This window comes from Pseudogulbenkiania sp. NH8B (assembly GCF_000283535.1).
Classification (GTDB): Bacteria; Pseudomonadota; Gammaproteobacteria; order Burkholderiales; family Chromobacteriaceae; genus Pseudogulbenkiania; species Pseudogulbenkiania ferrooxidans.
In genome coordinates this window covers 1,278,523-1,297,020 of record NC_016002.1, presented here as the reverse complement: position 1 = coordinate 1,297,020, position 18,498 = coordinate 1,278,523, and the positions used below count along the sequence as shown (strand labels likewise).

The following is an 18,498-nucleotide window of genomic DNA, read 5'->3' as shown; positions in this document are numbered from 1 at the left end:
ACTTGGCGTACCACGCTCCACCCGCATCGCAGCCCGGATCATGACGGGGCGGGAGTCCGCCTCCGTTTTCACCTCTAGCCGACATATAACAACACTGATGAATCCGCTTGAACTTCGTGCCAGCCTCGGTCTGGCCGGCGTGTACGCCCTGCGCATGCTGGGCATGTTCCTGATCCTGCCGGTGTTCGCACTCTACGCCCAGACGCTGCCAGGCGCCCACAGCCATACCGCCATCGGCATCGCCCTCGGCGCCTACGGCCTGACGCAGGCCTTCCTGCAACTCCCGCTGGGCATGCTGTCCGACCGCATCGGCCGCAAGAAGGTCATCTACGGCGGCCTGCTGGTCTTCGCCGCCGGCAGCTTCATCGCGGCCTGGGCACCGAACATCACCTGGCTCACGATCGGCCGCGTCGTGCAGGGTGCCGGAGCCATCTCGGCCGCCGTCACCGCGCTGCTGGCCGACCTCACGCGCGAGGAAAACCGCACCAAGGCGATGGCGATGATCGGCATGAGCATCGGCACCACCTTCGCGGCCAGTCTCGTGCTCGGCCCGCTCATGGCTCACTACATGGGCGTCGATGGCATCTTCACGCTGACCGGCGTGCTGACGCTGGCCGCGCTGGTCGGGGTGAAATACCTGATTCCCGATCCGGCCGTGTCGCGCTTCCATTCCGATGCCGAAACCAACACCCAACGCTTGCCAGCCGTGCTGAAGCACCCGCAGTTACTGCGCCTGAACTTCGGTATCTTCGCGCTGCACGCGGCGCAGATGTCGATGTTCGTGGTGCTTCCCTTCACCCTGATCAAGCACGGCCTCGACAAGGCCCACCACTGGCAGGTGTATCTGCCGGTGGTGATCGTCGGCTTCCTCCTGATGGTGCCGGCGATCATCTACGGCGAGAAAAAGGGCAAGCTGAAGACGGTCTTCGTCGGTGCGGTGACGCTGATGACCGCTGCACAGCTCGGCATGGCGCTGGCGCTTGATTCGTTCTGGATGATCGTGCTGTGGCTGACGCTCTACTTCATCGCCTTCAATATTCTGGAGGCGAGCCTGCCGTCGCTGATTTCCAAGATCGCGCCTGCCGACTCCAAGGGCACGGCCATGGGCGTGTATAATACCGCCCAATCGTTCGGCCTCTTCATCGGTGCCGCTGCCGGCGGCTGGCTGTACAGCCACTACGGCACGGGCGGTGCGTTCGGCTTCGCCGCCGCGCTGATGCTGGCCTGGCTCACGCTGGCCATCACCATGCAGCCGCCGCAAGCCGTGAAATCGGTCATGTTCCACATCGGCGAAAACTGGCAGGGCAACGCCGTCCAGCTGTCGCAGCGGCTAGCGGCACAGCGCGGCGTCAAGGAAGCGGTGGTGGTCGTCGACGAGCGCGTCGCCTACCTCAAGGTATCGCAGCAGGACTGGGACGAGGCCGCTGTCCAGCAATTGATTTTGGAAACCAACTGATGGGGCGGACTGGCCCGGCACACCGAGGCAAACACCATCGGTCCAGCGCCGGCGATCAGCGCCATCCATTGCATTGAATTGGAGAATGACATGAACAGCATCACTTTCGACGGCCGCCTGGCGGCAGACGCCGAACTGCGTTACACCCCCAGCGGCGAACCGGTGCTGAGCTTCCGCGTGGCCAGCGACATCGGCTTTGGCGAACGCCGCACCACCAACTGGTTCAGCTGCCAGGTGTGGGGCAAGCGTGGCGAATCGCTGAAAAACTACCTGAGCAAGGGTCAGCAGGTGACCGTTTACGGCCAGCTCACCCTGCGCGAATGGGAAGACCGCGACGGCAACAAGAAGCTGTCGCCGGACGTGCGCGTGAACGAACTCAGCCTGCAAGGCGGCAAGCGCGACGCCGCGATGGACGACGACAGCGGCTACGGCGCCCCGGCGCCGCGCCAGAGCGCCCCGTCCGCTCCGCCGGCCGCACCGCGCCGCATGGAGCCGAAACCGGCCAGCAAGGCCGATGATTTCATGGACGACGACATCCCGTTCTGACCGTAACCCTACGTCACCATCGAAAAACCGGAAAAGCACTGTGCAACCAGTAGATTGCATGGTGGTTTTCCGGTTTTTTCTTTCCCAAAGGTCAGAGCAGGCGACAGGGCAGATTCAGACCACCGAGGCGGAACCAGCGCGCCAGGTTATCGAAGTCGCGCTGCTCACCCGCGGTCAGTCGGGCATAGCCATCGCGCACCCGCTGCTCCAGAGCCGCATCGATGTCGCGGCGCGGCGTGCTGCGGAACAGCAGCATGAAAGGAGCCAGCGCGGTACGGTAGACATGCAGCGCACGCCCCAGCAGCGCCGCGGCCTGCCGTAGTTCGGCCAGGCTGAACGCTGCGCGCAAGGAATTGAGGAAGTCGATAGTAAATTGCTCAGACTGCAGCTCAATGCGGTCATGGGCAAAGAAAGACTGGGTTGCCCGACGCTTGAGCCGGCCGAAATCGGCCAGATAGACGCCGCCATCTGGGCGCAGCACGCGACGAATCTGCCGCATGGTCTGCCCCAGCAGCTCGGTATCCGGCAGATGATGCAGCGACATAGTGCACAGTACGCAGTCGACGGCCGCATCGGCAAAGCCATCCAGCCGGCTGATATCGCCCTGCTGCAGGCTGACATTGGGCAAACCGGCCTGCACCAGGTTTTCCCGCGCCAACGCCAGCATGCCGGCAGAGGCATCCAGCCCGATGAAGCGGGCGTCCGGGTGCAGCCGGGCAATCTGCAACAACTGGTTGGCCGGGCCGCAGGCCAGGTCCAACACCACGTCGCCGGGCCGGATCACCGGCAGCGACATGACGGCGTGGAAGAGATAGATGTAGTTGAGGATGCCGTTAGCGAGGCCACTCTGCATGAAGGCCCGAATCTGATCGGCATCCTCCATCAAGGCCTGCGGCTCCGGCTCGCGCGCCAGCACGGCCGGTGACAACCGCTCCAGCAGCAGATGGGCCATCATGACGGGGGCGGACACTTCAGAGCGTCCTTCCCGGCTGGCAGGCGCACATGCCGCGCCCCATCAGCAAGCGGCCGGGCGGTTTGCCAGTCGGCGCCACAGCAGCAGCGGCAGGCGCAGGGCGAAACCGAGCATCAGGCGGATGTGCATCCAGGTCAGCAGGCGGTTGTCGCGCCAGTAATTGAAATGCGACACCCCCCCCTCTTCCGCCTGGAAATACTTCACCGGCGACGGCAGGTTAACCGGCGGCACGCCATGCCAGCACAGGCGGACAACGGCCTCCGGATCGAAGTCGAAACGGCGCATCCAGCGCTGCCCTTGCATGATCCGGCGCAAGGGCGCCACCGGATAGACGCGGAAACCGAACAGGGAGTCGCCGATGCCCATCCACAGGGTTTCCAGGTTCGCCCACCAGTTGGAAATCTTGCGCCCCTTGACCCGCAGGCTGGGCGCACTGGCATCGAATACCGGCAGGCCCAGCACCATGGCGGCCGGCTGCTGCTGCGAACGCGCCATGAAGGCGGGAATCTGCGCTGCTGGATGCTGGCCATCGGAATCCATGCACAGCACGTGGGTGAAACCCTGCCGCGTGGCCTGCTCCAGCCCGTGCAACACCGCAGCGCCCTTGCCGCGATTTTCCGGCAGCACGAAGACCTGCAGGCCCTCGTCATCGGCGGCCATTTGCAGCAGCGTCTGCTCCGAGCCGTCGTTGCTACCGTCCACGATCACCCATACCGGGCTCCATTGCGCGCGGGCCGCACACACCGTGTCGAAAACCTTGGGGCCGGGATTGTAGCTGGGGATGAGAACCACATGCGTCGTTGAAGAAATGGGCATGGCAGACTTACTGAACCGAATATGCCCCCCTCTGCGGGGTGCTGTTTGAATTGGGCAGAACCTAGCCGATAGCTAGCCTGCCGGTCAAGAATACGTCGTGAATGGCAAGCGCCTCAATCCAGCCGCAACTCCGGGTCGATGGAAAGCCGGATCGACGTTTCGAAATACTGTTGCAAACGGTGTGCGGTTTCATCGCGCCGACCCTGGGCCTTGAATTCCTCGCCGGGCACAGCGCGGTAAATCAGCGGAAATTCAGGAGGACGCCATATTTTCCAACCCTTGCTCAAATAGGGCGAATTGGAGGTAATGATGATGGTCTGCAATGGCGCCTCGGCTTTTTGGGCAATCAGCGCCACCGAACCGCCAATATCGTTCACCGGCTGTCGCGTGGTGCGGGTACCCTCCGGAAAAATCATCAGCACCGAGCCCTGCTGCACCGCACGAATAGCGGCACGGAACATCTGCTCCGGATAGCGGTTGGAAACATAACCGGCAAGGTAGGCCCCGGCCCCCAGAAACAAATTGGAGCTGATGCTGGCTTTCATCAGACAGACCGCCCGGGGAATGCGCGACAACACCAGAAAGGCATCGATCATGCTTGGATGATTGGGTACTAACAGCATGCGCTCCCGGCCGTTCAGCCGATCAAGCGCACGCAAATCCAGCCGCATCAACCCGCTCGCCTGGGCTCCGGCCAGAAAACAGCGGCAGATGGCACTGATGGTCCACTGCACCAGTGGCTGCCGCAGTGGTCTGGGCGCCAGCAGCAGGGGCAAGGCGGCGATGTTGCCCAACAGCAGCATGGAGCCAAGCCAGCACAACATCAGGTAAAACAGGACGATCTGGAACAGCCGGAAACAGCGATTCAACATTATTTCGAATTTACTCCCGGCTTCCGGCCAGCCATCTTTTCTTACCAGGCAGGCCAGAACGGCCAATCATTCCGCGGGATGGATTTAAGGGTGACTGACAGCTGTCATTGCATCGTTGGCTGCTGCCAAAGCGCTTGACGAATCAGGCCCAAGGCAACGCATATGCCATAATTTTACTCTATAATTACTACCTTTTGGTACATGCCACGTCTTGGGTTGAACGCTCATGTTAGAACAAATCATCAAAAACTATCTGGTCAATACCAAGGGCAAGGATCCCGCCCTGTTTGAAGATCCGACGCTGCAGGTTTCCGCCCTGGGCCTCGACTCGCTGGACATGGTGGAGATGCTGTTCGAGATCGAGGACCGCTGCGGCTTCCAGTTGCCAGACCCCACCCGCTACCCGCAGATGAGCTTCCGTGACATGCTGGCCGATATCGAAGCTGCCATTCGCGAACATAATAACGGCGAACTGCCGGAACTCAGCCTCGAAGAGAACAAATAGTGGCCAAGGTTTTGATTACCGGCATGGGTGCCATCAGCCCGCTCGGTGCCGACCTGCCCACCAGCTTCGCCCAGGCACTGGCCGGCCACTGTGCCATTGGTGCCGCCACCCCCGACATCGCCAAATGGCTGCCCAATGTATTGCTGGCCCAAGCTGCCGCCGATCCGGCCAGCAAGCTTGACGGTAAGCACGCCAGCCTGGACCGCGCCAGCCAGTTTGCCCTGGTGGCTGCCAACGAGGCACTGGCTGAGGCCAACATCCTCGCCGCGCCTGCCGACTCACGCCGCTTCGGTATTTATGTCGGCATCGGCTTGGGCGGCGCCCATACCCTGGATGGCCTGTACAGCCGCTTCCAGTCTGCCGTGCAAAGCGAAGGCAAGCGCAACCCTGTGGTGGTGCACCCGCTGACGGTCCCACGCATGATGTCGAACGCGCCGGCAGCCGCCATTTCCATGGGCTATGGGCTGCACGGCCCCAGCCACACCTATTCTGTTGCCTGCGCATCTTCCGCCGTCGCTATCGGCGAAGCCTTCCGTGCCATCCGCGACGGCTATCTGGACGCCGCCGTGGTGGTAGGCTGCGAAGCCATGCTGACGCCCGGCGCCATGATGGCGTGGAATGCGCTGCGCGTGATGGCCAAACCGCATGCCGCCGATCCGTCGCGCAGTTGTCGCCCCTTCTCGCAGGACCGCAGCGGTTTCGTGTTGGGCGAAGGCGGTGCCGCCATCGTACTGGAAAGCGAGGCCCGTGCCGCCGCTCGCGGCCAGAGCGCACTGGCCGAACTCTGCGGCTATGGCTGCAGCAGTGATGCCGCCCACCTTACCGCGCCTTCCAGTGCCGAACAGATCAACGCCATGCAGCAGGCGCTGGACGATGCCGGGCTGCGGGCAGAGGATATCCAGTATCTGAACGCCCACGGCACGGCGACCGATGCCGGCGACGTCACCGAGACCGAATCCATCCGCGGTGTGTTCGGCGCGACGGCCGGACAACTGGCCGTCAGTTCCACCAAGTCGATGCACGGCCACCTGATCGGCGCCAGCGGCATCCTGGAATTTGCCCTCAGCGTGATGGCGATGAACAGCGGCTCGCTGCCGCCCACCGCCACCCTGGAGCAGGCTGACCCGCGCTGCGATCTGGATTTCATCCCGCTGACCGCGCGCCATGACTGCAACGTTCGCGCCATCATGTCCAACTCCTTCGCCTTCGGCGGCAGCAACGTTTCGCTGGTGGCACGGCGCCTTCCCGCATGAGCGAACAGGACTACCAGTACCCGATGCGGCTGCAGCGTGGCGATATCGAACAGATATTGCCGCACCGTGGCGCCATTTTCGTCTGCCAGCAACTCACCATCGAGGGGCCACACCAGTTCCATGGTGTGGCGAGCTGGCCGCACGACAATGCGGTGATCCAGGGCCATTTCCCCGGCATGCCCATCGTGCCGGGGGTGATGCTGATCGAGTCGATGGCGCAGTTTGCCGGCGCCGGGCTCCTGGCCGGCGACCCTTACGTCAAGACCTTGCCGCAGGATTCGGTCGGCGTGCTGGCGGCGGTGCGCAATTGCTGGTTCAAGCAGCCGGTGCTGCCGGATCAACAGGTGGAGTTCTTCATCCAGTGCCGCCAGATGGCGCCCTTGCTGGTGCAGGTCCATGCCCAAGTGAAGGTGGCGGAGCAGGAAGTGGCCAAGCTGGAAATCGCGCTGGCCTATGCGCCGCGCGCGCAGTTGCAGGCCACCGGCGACTGACCGCAATCCCGCTGCTCCAGCCGTCAAAACCTGTTTCAAGCTCTCGCGAGCGAAGGGTCAGCCAAGGCGAAACGGGGCGAAAAAGCGGAATGTACGTTGGGTACATGAGCATTTTGAGCCACGTTTCAACGCCGGATCACCCGAGCGCAGCAGAGCATGAGCAGGCTTTTAGATCATGCCACCGTTGATGGAGATCACCTGGCCGGTAATATAGCCTGCCTGCTCCGATGCCAGGAAGCCCACCAGGTTGGCGACCTCCTCCGGCCGGCCCACCCGCTTCATCGGCACCATCTGTGCCACCATCTCCTTGTCGAACACATCCTTCGACATTTCCGACTCGATGATGCCCGGCGCCACCGCATTGACGGTGATGCCGCGGCTGGCGAGTTCGATGGAGAGCGACTTGGTGGCGCCGTGCAGCGCGCTCTTGGCGGCGGCGTAGTTAGTCTGGCCGCGGTTGCCGGCCAGCGCCGCCACCGAGGTGATAGTGATGATGCGCCCCCAGCGGGTGCGGATCATCGGCATGGTCAGCGGCTGGGTGACGTTGAAGAAGCCATGCAGCGAGACGTCGATTACCCGGTGCCACTGCGCTGGCTGCATGCCGGGAAACACCGCATCGTCGTGAATGCCGGCATTGTTCACCAGCACCTGTACCGGCCCCTGCTCCAGCACGGCTTCCAGCGCAGCCGCCGTTGCCGCAGCATCGGCCACGTCGAACTGTAGGGCCTCGGCCTGATGGCCCTGGGCTCGCAGTGACTGGCACAGCTGTTCCGCCGCCTCTAGGTTGCGGTTGGCATGGATGATGACGTGGAAACCGTCGGCCGCCAGCCGCCGACTGATGGCTGCGCCGATGGCGCCGCTGCCACCGGTAATCAAGGCTCGTTTCATGGGTTTACTCAATCGGTTATCTTGCCCGCCAGCGCATCGGCATCCAGCACCACGCCCAGGCGGCCGCTGACCAGCAGTTTGTCGCCAGCGTGCAGGGTGAAGCGATACAGGGCATTGATCTCGCTGCCGGACAAGCGCTGGGCGTGGATACGCAGCGGCTCGGCCACGTCGTCCAGCCGGCGACAACGCCAGTTCAGCTCGCGCACGCTGGTGAGGTAGCCGGCCCTTGCCGGCGTGGCATCACCAGCCAGCAGCGCGCCATGCACCGCCATGGCCTGGGCGGCGTATTCGATGGCATTGGCCACGCCCAGGCGGCCGGCGGCGCGCAGCGGATTGTCCGGCTGGCGATGGCTGTCGGCATGGCAGACGATGTCGTTTTCGTCCCAGTGCTCCACCCCGGATAACAGACACATGCTGCCCTGATGGGGAATGCGCGCGGCGATCCAGTCGCGGTCCATCATGCCACCACCTCGATGCAGAGACGGCAGTCGTCCAGATAGTCGATCACCACGCGTCCCGGCTGGCCACTGGCCAGTAGACGGAGCAGCGGCAGGCTGCGCGCACTGGGAATACCCTGACGCAGTGCTTCCAGCTGCGCATCGTCCATGCGGCTGGCTGGCTCATCGCTGAAACTCAGCTGCAGTGCGGCCTTGCTGGCCGCGCTACGCTCCGGGCTCAGTACCATGCCTACACCAAGCGGATAGGGAATGGGGCGCTGCGCATACAGCGGCTCCGGGTAGGCGGTATCGAAAGCAATCAGCAGACAGGGCTTGCCGGCGCTGTGCGCCTGAGTCACGGTTTCCAGGAGCCCGGCACCGAAGGTGGCATCGTAGGCGCACAGGCTGGTGGAGGCCTCGGCGCACTGGGTGGCAATGCCCCAGTAGCCGGCCGGCGCATTGTGCACTGAGTTATGGAAACGGGTGGGGGAAACCATGCGCTCGGACGAGGCCAGCACTTCCAGCAGGCTATGGCAGTTTTCGCAGTCGCCGCCGGTGGAACTGAACACATTGGGCAGTTGGGCCGCATCCGCGCCGGCATCTTCGACTGCCGCCAGCCCCACAGCCATCGACAGCTTGACCGCTGCTCCAGCACGACGGCGTTCGGTCGCTGGCAGGATGGAGGGTGCTGCCAGCCGCACCTCGTCGACCTGAAAAGGCCGTTGCCCCAAGAGGCGCGGCACGGCCTCGGCCCAGTCGCTCATGCCCGGCCCGAGCAGGCTCAGCCCCTCGAGATAAATCGTTGCCGTACTCATGCGCCCACCCGCGAGAAAACCAGGCTGCAGTTGCTGCCGCCGAAACCGAAAGAGTTGCTCAACACGTGGCGCAGCGGGCGCTCCACCGTGGTCAGCAGGTAATTACACTGCAGGCGGACATCCAGTTGCTGCGTGCCCACCCCGCCCGGCATCACTCCGTTGTCCAGCGCCAGCGCGCAGATCAGGGCTTCGATGCCACCGGCGGCGCCCAGGGTGTGACCGGTGTGGCCCTTGGTGGAGCTGCAGGACGTGGCGCTGCCGAACAGTGCCAGCACCGCGGCGCCTTCCGCCGCATCGTTGCTGGGTGTGGCGGTGCCGTGCAGATTGATGTAGTCGATGTCGGCAGGCGTAAGGCCGGCCTGCTGCAGCGCCTGAGCCATGGCCGCCTTGGCGCCGAGGCCTTCCGGGTGCGGCGAGGACATATGGTAGGCATCGCTGCTTTCGCCCACGCCGGTCAGCAGGATGTCGCCGTCCTGCGGCTGCTCGGCACGCTCCAGCAGGGCGAATGCTGCGCCCTCGCCTACCGAGATGCCATCACGCTCGCCGTCGAAGGGGCGACAGGGATTGGACGACACCAGTTGCAGCGAGGAGAAGCCGTAGATGGTGGTCAGGCACAGGGTATCTACGCCGCCGACGATGGCGGCGTCGATGAGGCCGGCCGCGATCATGCGCTGTGCCGTGCCGAACACCTTGGCACTGGAGGAACAGGCGGTCGATACTACCGCCGCCGGGCCGGAGAGGCCGAAGAAGCGGCGCACGAAGTCCGCCACCGAATAGGCGTTGTGGGTTTCGCGATAGCGATGCTCCGGCGGCAGTGCGCCGGTCTCCGGATCACGCTGACGGTAGGCTACTTCCGAACTGAGGATGCCGGAGGTGCTGGAGCCGAGAAACACCCCTACCCGGCTGGCGCCGTAGCGCGCCACGGCCTGCTCTACGCTGGCAATGAAGCCGTCCTGCTCCACCCCCAACTGGGCCAGGCGGTTGTTGCGGCAGCCGTAGAGCGCCAGATCCTGCCTCAGCACGACCTCATCCAGGCCGGCGACTTCTCCGACGCAGACATCGAATTCGACGGTCTCCCAGCGCTTTCTGACGATGCCGCCGCGCTGCTGGCGCAGGGCATCGAGATGGGAGGCCAGGCCAGCGCCCAGGGCACTGGTCAGGGTATAGGCACTAAGTCGGAGAGCTTGCATAAACAACCGGAGGGATCAGCATGGGTTGGCGAAAGAAAGGGCGGGCCGGCTGGGCACCTGATCAGGCTGATTGGCAGGCCTGTCTCAACGTGACCGGCCTCAGCCGGCGCGCAGCCAACTCTTCCAGCAGGCGTGGCAGCACAGCCAGGATGACCGGCTTGCCGTCAGGAGTGAGCGCGGCGTTGCCATCGTGCAGCAGCAGTATATCGCCCGCAGCAAGATTGCGAACGAGCCGGGCGTACACCGCGTCGGGATCGCGCACGCGCGTATCATAACCACGCCGGGTCCAGCTGGCAAGAAACACCCCAGAGCGCTGTAGCAGCGGATCGAGGAAGGGATTGCGCAAGCCAGCGATCGGCCGATAGAACAGGGGCTTTCGGCCGGTGATCGTCTGCAGCGTGGCCTGACCCTCGCCCACTTCGCCGCGCCAGCCGGCCGGTCCGAACAGGGAGGTATGCTTGCGGTGGCGCTGACCATGGTTTTCGATGTCGTGGCCCTCGGCCACGGCACGGCGGCACAGTTCGGGGTGGCGCAGCGCGCGCTCGCCGATACAGAAGAAGGTAGCTGGCACCTGGTACTGGCGCAGAATCTCCAGCACGGCCGGGGTCACCGCCGGGTCCGGGCCGTCATCGATGGTGATGGCCACTTCGCCGCGCCGGGCGGCGGCGGCGGGCAGCCGGGTCAAGTTATGGCCAAGTAGGGCGCAGCGCGGCAACAGCCCGGCCAGCGCGATGCCGCCATGCAGCAGAAACAGCGCCAGCAGCAGCCACGGCCAACTGGACGGCCGCAGGAGCAGGAGCAGGAGCAGGACCGGCACGGCCAGGCCATGCAGGGCGACGCACAGCTTGAGAAACGGCGAGGCCTGCCATGAGGTCATGCTTGCCCCTTTACCGACAACAGTTGGGCCGGCAGCGGGCCGTGATCGAGCCAGTGCTGCCACAGCTGCAGCCAGACCGGCCAGTGGTGCTCGCCTGCCACACGGTGCACCCGTTGCGACGACAGCAGGCCGGCCAGCATCTGCTGCCCGACAACAAAGCGGTCTTGTTCCGCCATGCCCAGCCATACCGGGCAGTCATCTTCGTCGCTCGCCACCTGTTGGCACAGCCAGTGCCACCAGACGCACTCGTCCTGGCGCGAGGAGGCTGGGCTGTCCGCCCAGGTCTGCGGCCCGCCGGCGGCACTGATTTCCTGCAGGATGTCGGCGGTGCCCGGATACGGCGCCAGCAGCTTGATCCCCGCCAGATGCCGGCTGTACAGGGCGGCATAGTGCAGCGCATTGAAGGCGCCCAGCGAGATGCCGGCCAGCCAGATACGGCGATAGCCGGCCTCCAGAGCCGGCGCCATCACCGCTTCATGCAGGCTCCCGGCCACGGTGCCGGCCATCACCTGCTGGTAGCCGACCTCGGCCAGCACGATGTCTAGCGGCAGGCCGCGCTGGCGCACTGCCGCCACCATGCCCTGGGCGACCAGGTCTTCCAGGCTGGCCTTGGCCGGCGGCAGCAGCACCAGTAGGCTGTCGGCCCGCTCTACCGGCTGCCAACGATCAAGAATGGTGCGCACGGGGCTGAATCCTCGCCATCATCGCGGAAAACACCAGCGCCAGCAAAGCGCCGATCGCCACGGTGCTGCCGATGAAGGACAGCACCGGCACGCTGGATGTCCCCAGCAGGCCGAAACTGGTCACCGTCGCCAGGTTGGCCACCACCAGCGAGACTTCCACCTGGCGCTGCTCCACCTCGTTACCCAGTTGCTGCTTGTTGGCAAAGAACAGCGCGTAGTTGGAGCCGATGGCCACTACCAGCAGCAGCCCCACCAGATGCAGGATGGTCAGCTGGATGCCGCTGGCGTCGAAAATGGCCACCGTGCACAGCACGGCGCAGCCCAGCGGAATCGTCACCCGCACCGCCTGCACCCAGCCGCAGGTCAGGCCCAGCAACAGCAGGATGGCCAGGCTGCCCAGCGAGGAGAACACCAGTGCCTCGTGGGTGTAGCTGTCGAAGATGGCGGTGGTTTCCTCCAGCAGGTCGATCACTGTCACCTGTCCCAGCTGATGCCGCTCCAGCGCCGCCCTCACCTTGTCCAGAGCGATCTGGTCGCCCTGCGCCCCCTCGCCGGCCGGCCGCAACGGCATCAGCACCAGGTAGCCGTTGGGGCGCTTGATCAGCATCGAATCCAACAACACGCTGGCCGCACTGCCCTGCAGGCTTTGCCGGCTCAACAGCGGCTGGCTGCGACTGCGCTCCACGTCCGCCAGGAAACCCCGGAGCTGATCGGCTTGCAGCGGCATGCCCTGCAGCGCCTGGTCAAGGCGCAGCCTGGCCTCGGCAGCCACCGGCAGCGCCGCCTGGCGCGCTCGCTGGCTGGCCAGGCTGGGCAGCAGTTCGTCCGGGGTGTGGAAGCCACCGATGACGCGCTGACGGGCCAGCTCGCGCAGCACGGGGCGGGTGCGTTCGGCCAACCGCAGCGCGCTTTCCTGGTCCGGCGCGCTGAAGCTGGCGACGTAGCGCATGTCGTTGCCGCCCAGATCGCCACGCAGTTCGGCGTCCAGCTTGTTCTGCTCTTTGGAAATGGAGCTGAGCGCATTGAGCTGGCGGTTCCAGATGTCCTGCGGATTGAACGCCAGTACCGCCACCGCCGCCAGCAGGGCCGCCGCCATCACCCAACGCATGCGGGTCAGGAAATCCAGGCTGTTTTGCAGCAGCAGACCTGCGCCGCTCAAATCGCGCAGGTTGAGGCGGGCCGGCATCAGGCCCGGCAGGATGTAGCGGGTCACCAGCGCCGCCGTGACCAGGCCGCTGATGGAGTACAGCCCGAGCTGGGACAGGCCGGGAAAGCTGGAGCACATCAGCGCGGCAAAGCCGGTGATCGAGGTCAGCACCCCCAGGCGGATGGTGCGCCAGAAATGGCTGGGCTCGTTGCCACCGGCGCGCTGGATGAACAGGTAGATGGAATAATCGACCGCCTCGCCGATCAGCGTGGTGCCGAAGCCCAGCGTCAGGCCGTGCACCTGGCCGAAGCCCAGGCTGACACTGGCAATACCCACCAGGGCGCCGGACAACACCGGAATCAGCCCCAAGAGCAGCAGCGGCAGCGAGCGGTACACCAGCAGCAGCAGCGCCACCACCAGCACGGTGCCCAGCGTGGCCAGCCGCTCCACCTCGCTCTTGATGGTATCGCGCGAGGCCACCGACAGCACGCTGGTGCCGCTCATCACCAGCCGGGTATCGGCATGGCGTGCCGGCAGGCGGTCGAAGGTTTGCCGCACGTCCGCCAGCGCCGCCGCCTGGGCATCGGTATCCAGCCCGGACTCGGCCAGTTGCAGCAGCAGCACGGCACGCTTACCGTCGCGCGACACCCAGATGTCGTCGCTGCTATTGGGCTGGCTCTCGCCGATAAACTGGTCGAGGATTTGCAGGGTTTCGCCGCTGGGGTCACGCGGCAGAATCTTCTTCACCACCAGGCCGGCGTCGCCGGCCATGGCGTCCAGCGTGTCCTGGACGGCGGCGCGCAGGCCGTCGGCGCTGAAGCGCTGCGACGAGACCGCCGGGCTCAGCAGGTAACGGTTGGCGAAGAAATACTGCTGGTCGCGCTGCTGGACCCGGCCATCGCCGTTCTGCACCGAGGTGAAACGCGGGTTATGCGCCAGCTCACTTACCATGAGGCGCGACAGCCGGCCGCGCTCTGCCGCGTCGCCGCCTTCGATCCCCACCAGCACGATACGGGCGATGGCGCCGTCACGCAGCTGGTCGATCAGCATCTGCTGGCGTGCACTGGGCACCTTGGGCATGAAGGCCGACAGGTCGGCGACAAAGCGGGTTTGAACGATCACCAGCACCGAGGCCAGCATCAGCGCCAGCCAGACGAACAGCGCCAGTTTGTGGTGGCGAGGCTTCATTTGGCGCTGGTGCTGGTAATGGCCATTTCCGAACGGTCACCGTCGGCCTGCTGGAATTCGATGGTCTTTACCTGGGCCTGCTTGCCGGCGATGCGGATTTGGCTGATCACCTTCTGCATGCGCGGCTGGATCGGCGTGAGATTGAGCTTCCACTGCTCGGCGTCACCGCTCAGGGCCAGGGTATAGAAGCGTTCCAACCCGCCGCGGTCGCCGGACAGGGTGGCGCGGATGCTTTCGACAAAGGCCGCCACCTCGGGGCGGTCGGACAGGGCCACCGTCATCTTGCGGCCGTCACTGCGCTCCAGCGTCAGCTTGTTGCCTTCCAGCAGCACCGATTCCGCCTTCGGCTTGAGCGTGCGTTTTTCCAAACGGTCGGGCGCGGTGAAGGCCAGCTCGCCGGACGATTCCAGCGGCTGCTTGAGCATGGCGATGTATTTCTTCTCGACAAAGGTGGCCGTGCCGGATTTTTTCTGCCCCAGCATCTGCATCAGATCCGCCACGCTCAATTCCGCCGCCTGGCAAAGGCCGGCCGTCAGCAGCACGGCCAGACCGGCCAACGTCTTGCTCATGATAGGTGCACGCATGATCGGTTTAGCTTTCATCCCAAAAATCGTAAAAATTGAACCAGTTGAATGGGTAGGCACGGCAATGACGTTCCAGCGCCACCACATAGTTGTCGAGTAGCGCGTCCATCGCTTGTTCCCTGCCCTGGCGCCCCGTACCGGAAAAATCCTCCAGCAGCTCGAAATGCACGCGGTAGCGGTTGCCGCCCAGATAGATGCCGGCCATGAAGTACACCGGGTGCTTGAGCATGACCGCCATACGGAAAGGGCCGCTGGGAAAGCGCGCCGGCGCACCCAACAGGGGGCGGCTCAGATACTGGTCCGGCCCGGAGGCGCGGTCGGCCAGAATGCCCACCAGCGCGCCCTCCTCCAGCCGGCGGTGCACGGCCAGCATGGCGTCCAGCGTCCCCAGCGCGATGATGTCCTGCTGCGCCTGCGGGTTGATGGCCTGCAGGGCCTGGTTGATCTGGCGGGCATTCTCCGGATACATCGCCATGCTCATCTGCAGCTCCGGGCGGCTGCGCGCCATCGCCCGCAAGACCTCGAAGCTGCCCAGGTGGGCGCCGAACAGCAACAACCCCTGGCCGCTGTCGTAGTGGCGGTGCAGCGTCTCGGTGCCGGACAAGTCGATGTGGAAGTCGTCGAAACGGTCGCGCAGCAGATAGACCCGGTCGTGGATGGTGCTGGCGAAGCTCAGCACATGCCGGTACTGCTCGTACCAGCGTGGCGGCCGCCATAGGCTGCGCGTCAGGTAGGCGCGAGAAGCCGCACGCGCCCTGCCGCCAAACAATAGGAAATAGGCGGCGATGCCGTACAGCACCAGCCGCGAGCAACGCCGCCCCAGCAGGCAGGACAGCGTGGACATGACGCGCAGCCAGAAGCGGTTGCCGCGTTCGCGCTGCTGCATCCAGGCCGGCGCGGCCGGCTGCGGTCCCGAGGTGGTCGGCTCGCTCACCCGGCCTGCTCCACGGCGATGGCGAACTTGCCGTCAGCCACCTTGCGCTGTTCATGGAAGAGAGTGAACGCCACGGCCGCAGCGTCCTGGCGGAATTCCAGCCGCAACGCCTGCCCCGGGCTGACCGGGCTATGGAACTTGGCCAGCAGCAAACCGCTCAGTTGCAGTTGGCAGGCGTCCTCGATGGCCAGCATGGCGTGGTCGAGCAGCACCACTCCCGGCAGCACCGGACGGCCGGGAAAATGCCCGGCGTAGGCCGGATGATCGCTGGCGATAGAGAGAGTGGCGTGCTGCATGCTTAGTCCCGCTTAGGAAGATGTTGCACGATCAGGTCCTGCAGGGTGCGGGCCAGAATCTTGCCGTTGCCGTCGCGCGGCAGGGTTTCGACGAATACCACGTGGCGCGGCAGGAAGACCGAATCGATGTGCTGGCGCAGGCCAGCCAGAATGCGCGCGCGGTCCAGTCCCGGTGCGACCACGAAGGCGGCCAGGCGTTCCACTTCGCCGTTGCCGCCGCGCTCGGGTACGCAGAATACGCCGTCCACCACACCGGGCAGGCCGGTGAGCGTGGCGTTGAGGAAGGACAGCGAACTGCGCTTGCCGGCGACGTTGATCATGTTGGCCTTGCGGTCCACCAGGCGGAACCGCTGCGGGCTGAACAGCTCGAGCGTGTCGTTGAGCACCTGCGGCGTTTCATACACCTCGCCCACCGCCCAGAACTCGTCGTCACGCTGTTCCAGCGTGATGCCCTGCAGGGTCTGCCAGTGGCTTTCCCGCTCGGTCTCGCGGGTGGCAACCTGGCCGGTTTCGGTGGAGCCGTAGATTTCCAGCACCGGACAGCCCAGCTGTTGCCGGGCCTGTGCGGCCAACTCGGCCGAGAGCGGCGCGGTGGCCGACAGGATGACGGCGATTTCCGGCAGGGCGATGTCAGCCTCCAGCAGCTTGCGCAGGTGGAAAGGGGTGATCACCAAAAGGCGCGGAGCCGGCATTTCCGCCAGGCTGGCCGCGATATCGGCCGGGAAGAAGGGGATTTGCGGCGACATGCGCCCGCCGCCGAGAATGGGCAGCAGCACGCTGGATTCCAGCCCGTACATGTGACGGATGGGCACCGTGCCCACCACCGAGCACGGCGCGCCGGCCGCTGCCCACACCCGCTCCGCCCCGGCCAGAACGGCCAGCCGCAGGCGACCGAAAGTCTTGTAGTGCGGCATCGGCGTGCCGGTGGAGCCGGAGGTGTACATGCAGGCGATACGCTGGTCGAAGGGAACCAGCGGCATCTCGGTCGCGGCAGGCGGCACCAGTTGCGGCAGGACATCCACCCGGAAATACGGCAGACCCTCCACTGGGCAGGCGGCCTGGTCGCCCAGCACCAGGAGGCCCGGCTGCTCGGCCGCCACCATGGCGATATGCTCGGGCGCGGCCGAATTGGGCAGCACGGTGAGCATGCCGCGGGCGATGGCGGCAAACAGCGCCACGGCGAACCAGTAGCGGTCGGTACACAGGTTGGTCACCCGCTGCCCTTCCGGCAGCGCGGCAGCCAGCGCCATCACGTGGGCGTGGAAAGTCTCCCGGTCAATCGCCTTGCCCTGGCGAAAGGTAAAAGCGGCATGGCGGTCGGCATCGGGAAGCAGCGGAATCAGGCTCATGGAACGGAAAGGATCAAGGTCGGCAGTTCGGGACTATTCGGCGGCGTCCCGGCATTGCGTGTATTTGCGATAGGACTGGATGGTCTGGGCGATGCTGAAGTGTGGCTGCCCCGGCAGCGCGCGCAGGCGGACCAGGTATTCGCCGCCGAACATCAGCCCCAGCGACAGCGGGGTGAACAGCGAGGCGAACAGCGCCCAGGTGGCGAGCTCGGCAAACGCGAACAGCAGCAGCGAGATGCCGGCGCTGGCCGCAAAGTACAGAGTCCAGGCCAGGGTGACTTTCCAGGTGTAGCGCAGGTAGCGCGCATCCAGCGGCTCGGCGCTGGCAAAGCGGGCAATGCGCGAGCACAGGGCACCCTCGTGGCTGCCCAGGGTGCTGCCGAACATGATGCCGAGGCTGGTCATGATGCCGGCGTGCTGAAAAAAGTAGAGCCAGGCGGCGTGCGACAACAGGCGATCGAGATTCAGGGCAACGGCCAGCAGCACGCCCGTGCACAGCAGCATGGCAGGCAGGCGAAAGGCCGAATTCCAGCAGGCGACAATCACCCCGAGAGTCAGCGGGGTGGCACCGATCAGCACTGCGTACAGCGGCGGCTGGCTGGAGGACGAGGCCAGGTAATCAAATACCAGGTAGGCCCCGGCCACCAGGGCCAGCAACACCAGGCGCACGGTGCGCCATAGCCCGGTCATTTGCTGCGGTGCTCGCGGATATAGGACGCCAGCGCGCGCAGGGAGGCAAAAATGGTGGAGTTGTCTTCGCTGTCAGCTTTCATCTGCACACCGTACTGCTTGGACATCACCAGTGCGATTTCCAGGATGTCGATGGAGTCGATCCCCAGCGCGTCACCGTACAGCGGCGCCTCAGGAACGATGTCTTCGGGTGCGATATCAAAGTTTAGCGCGGTAACGATATGCCCGGCGATTTCACGTTCCAGAGCCAGATCCGGTGCAGTAGCTTGTTCCATAATTTGAAATAAATAAGGTCTTGTTTAAAGGAAATGCTGACAATCGCCAACGTCACGCAGTTTCGGTATCATCGCCCTGCCGATTGAAACATGTCATGGGTATAACCTTTCGACATGTCTTTCCGACACCAGCTAAAGTCTGCGCGCGCACGCGGAAAATCCAATCGCGGAGTATAACAAATATTCCCATCGGCATACCACCGCCCCCGCCCGGACACCATTTTCCAAGGAGC

21 protein-coding genes are annotated in these 18,498 nt (G+C 64.8%); 5 read left to right on the top strand and 16 right to left on the bottom strand.

The annotated features are described in order from the left end of the window. Positions 1-97: 97 nt before the first annotated feature. Together NH8B_RS06155 and NH8B_RS06150 are read left to right on the top strand one after the other, a co-directional pair. Positions 98-1,456, top strand: coding sequence for an MFS transporter (locus NH8B_RS06155; RefSeq protein WP_014086507.1), 1,359 nt, complete (start codon positions 98-100; stop codon positions 1,454-1,456). Positions 1,457-1,546: 90 nt separating this feature from the next. Continuing rightward, complete coding sequence (locus NH8B_RS06150; RefSeq protein ID WP_008955167.1) at positions 1,547-2,002, top strand: single-stranded DNA-binding protein; 456 nt, start codon at positions 1,547-1,549, stop codon at positions 2,000-2,002. Between the two features lie 91 nt (positions 2,003-2,093). On the opposite strand, the gene NH8B_RS06145 is transcribed toward NH8B_RS06150, so the two are convergent. The 3 genes from NH8B_RS06145 to NH8B_RS06135 form a co-directional block, all read right to left on the bottom strand. Beyond that, positions 2,094-2,972 carry a class I SAM-dependent methyltransferase gene (locus tag NH8B_RS06145; protein ID WP_014086506.1) on the bottom strand — a complete coding sequence of 293 codons (879 nt, stop codon included), beginning with the start codon at positions 2,970-2,972 and terminating at the stop codon, positions 2,094-2,096. 45 nt (positions 2,973-3,017) lie between these two features. Next, positions 3,018-3,791: a glycosyltransferase family 2 protein gene (locus tag NH8B_RS06140; protein WP_041702856.1), complete on the bottom strand. Its 774-nt coding sequence runs from the start codon at positions 3,789-3,791 to the stop codon at positions 3,018-3,020. Between the two features lie 113 nt (positions 3,792-3,904). After that, positions 3,905-4,663, bottom strand: a complete 759-nt coding sequence (locus tag NH8B_RS06135) for a lysophospholipid acyltransferase family protein (protein WP_014086504.1) — start codon at positions 4,661-4,663, stop codon at positions 3,905-3,907. Positions 4,664-4,889: 226 nt separating this feature from the next. On the opposite strand from NH8B_RS06135, the gene NH8B_RS06130 reads away from it, so the two are divergent. Genes NH8B_RS06130 through NH8B_RS06120 form a run of 3 tightly spaced genes read left to right on the top strand, consistent with a single transcriptional unit; the run spans position 4,890 to position 6,912 of the window. Beyond that, the gene (locus NH8B_RS06130; protein WP_014086503.1) at positions 4,890-5,168 is read left to right on the top strand and encodes an acyl carrier protein; all 279 of its coding nucleotides are present in this window, start codon (positions 4,890-4,892) and stop codon (positions 5,166-5,168) included. Then, the gene (locus NH8B_RS06125) at positions 5,168-6,421 is read left to right on the top strand and encodes a beta-ketoacyl-[acyl-carrier-protein] synthase family protein (RefSeq protein ID WP_014086502.1); all 1,254 of its coding nucleotides are present in this window, start codon (positions 5,168-5,170) and stop codon (positions 6,419-6,421) included. Before NH8B_RS06130 ends, NH8B_RS06125 begins: the two co-directional genes overlap by 1 nt. After that, positions 6,418-6,912 (top strand): 3-hydroxyacyl-ACP dehydratase FabZ family protein, encoded by a 495-nt coding sequence (locus NH8B_RS06120; RefSeq protein WP_014086501.1) that lies wholly within the window; start codon positions 6,418-6,420, stop codon positions 6,910-6,912. Before NH8B_RS06125 ends, NH8B_RS06120 begins: the two co-directional genes overlap by 4 nt. A gap of 168 nt (positions 6,913-7,080) precedes the next feature. Here the strand turns inward: NH8B_RS06120 and fabG are convergent, their stop codons facing one another. From fabG to NH8B_RS06055, 13 genes are all read right to left on the bottom strand, one after another. After that, positions 7,081-7,800, bottom strand: a complete 720-nt coding sequence (fabG, locus tag NH8B_RS06115) for a 3-oxoacyl-ACP reductase FabG (RefSeq protein ID WP_014086500.1) — start codon at positions 7,798-7,800, stop codon at positions 7,081-7,083. An 8-nt stretch (positions 7,801-7,808) separates the two neighbouring features. Then, positions 7,809-8,261, bottom strand: coding sequence for a FabA/Z-like protein (locus NH8B_RS06110; protein ID WP_014086499.1), 453 nt, complete (start codon positions 8,259-8,261; stop codon positions 7,809-7,811). Then, positions 8,258-9,052, bottom strand: coding sequence for a beta-ketoacyl synthase chain length factor (locus NH8B_RS06105; RefSeq protein WP_014086498.1), 795 nt, complete (start codon positions 9,050-9,052; stop codon positions 8,258-8,260). The genes NH8B_RS06110 and NH8B_RS06105 overlap by 4 nt, the downstream gene beginning before the upstream one ends. Then, positions 9,049-10,242: a beta-ketoacyl-[acyl-carrier-protein] synthase family protein gene (locus tag NH8B_RS06100; protein ID WP_014086497.1), complete on the bottom strand. Its 1,194-nt coding sequence runs from the start codon at positions 10,240-10,242 to the stop codon at positions 9,049-9,051. The genes NH8B_RS06105 and NH8B_RS06100 overlap by 4 nt, the downstream gene beginning before the upstream one ends. Before the next feature lie 61 nt (positions 10,243-10,303). Further along, positions 10,304-11,119: a polysaccharide deacetylase family protein gene (locus tag NH8B_RS06095; protein ID WP_014086496.1), complete on the bottom strand. Its 816-nt coding sequence runs from the start codon at positions 11,117-11,119 to the stop codon at positions 10,304-10,306. Continuing rightward, the gene (locus NH8B_RS06090) at positions 11,116-11,802 is read right to left on the bottom strand and encodes an alpha/beta hydrolase (RefSeq protein ID WP_014086495.1); all 687 of its coding nucleotides are present in this window, start codon (positions 11,800-11,802) and stop codon (positions 11,116-11,118) included. Before NH8B_RS06090 ends, NH8B_RS06095 begins: the two co-directional genes overlap by 4 nt. Beyond that, on the bottom strand, positions 11,786-14,137 hold the full coding sequence (locus tag NH8B_RS06085; RefSeq protein ID WP_014086494.1) for an MMPL family transporter: 2,352 nt from the start codon (positions 14,135-14,137) through the stop codon (positions 11,786-11,788). The genes NH8B_RS06090 and NH8B_RS06085 overlap by 17 nt, the downstream gene beginning before the upstream one ends. Further along, positions 14,134-14,721: a LolA-related protein gene (locus tag NH8B_RS06080; RefSeq protein ID WP_051002151.1), complete on the bottom strand. Its 588-nt coding sequence runs from the start codon at positions 14,719-14,721 to the stop codon at positions 14,134-14,136. The genes NH8B_RS06085 and NH8B_RS06080 overlap by 4 nt, the downstream gene beginning before the upstream one ends. Before the next feature lie 7 nt (positions 14,722-14,728). Next, the gene (locus NH8B_RS06075; RefSeq protein ID WP_014086492.1) at positions 14,729-15,655 is read right to left on the bottom strand and encodes an LpxL/LpxP family acyltransferase; all 927 of its coding nucleotides are present in this window, start codon (positions 15,653-15,655) and stop codon (positions 14,729-14,731) included. Then, positions 15,652-15,951, bottom strand: coding sequence for a FabA domain containing protein (locus tag NH8B_RS06070; RefSeq protein ID WP_014086491.1), 300 nt, complete (start codon positions 15,949-15,951; stop codon positions 15,652-15,654). The genes NH8B_RS06075 and NH8B_RS06070 overlap by 4 nt, the downstream gene beginning before the upstream one ends. Before the next feature lie 2 nt (positions 15,952-15,953). Further along, entirely contained in the window at positions 15,954-17,300 is a 1,347-nt protein-coding gene (locus NH8B_RS06065) for an AMP-binding protein (protein WP_014086490.1), read from the bottom strand. Positions 17,301-17,333: 33 nt separating this feature from the next. After that, positions 17,334-17,990: a membrane protein gene (locus NH8B_RS06060; protein ID WP_014086489.1), complete on the bottom strand. Its 657-nt coding sequence runs from the start codon at positions 17,988-17,990 to the stop codon at positions 17,334-17,336. After that, positions 17,987-18,265 (bottom strand): phosphopantetheine-binding protein, encoded by a 279-nt coding sequence (locus NH8B_RS06055; RefSeq protein WP_008955199.1) that lies wholly within the window; start codon positions 18,263-18,265, stop codon positions 17,987-17,989. The genes NH8B_RS06060 and NH8B_RS06055 overlap by 4 nt, the downstream gene beginning before the upstream one ends. Positions 18,266-18,498 lie beyond the last annotated feature (233 nt).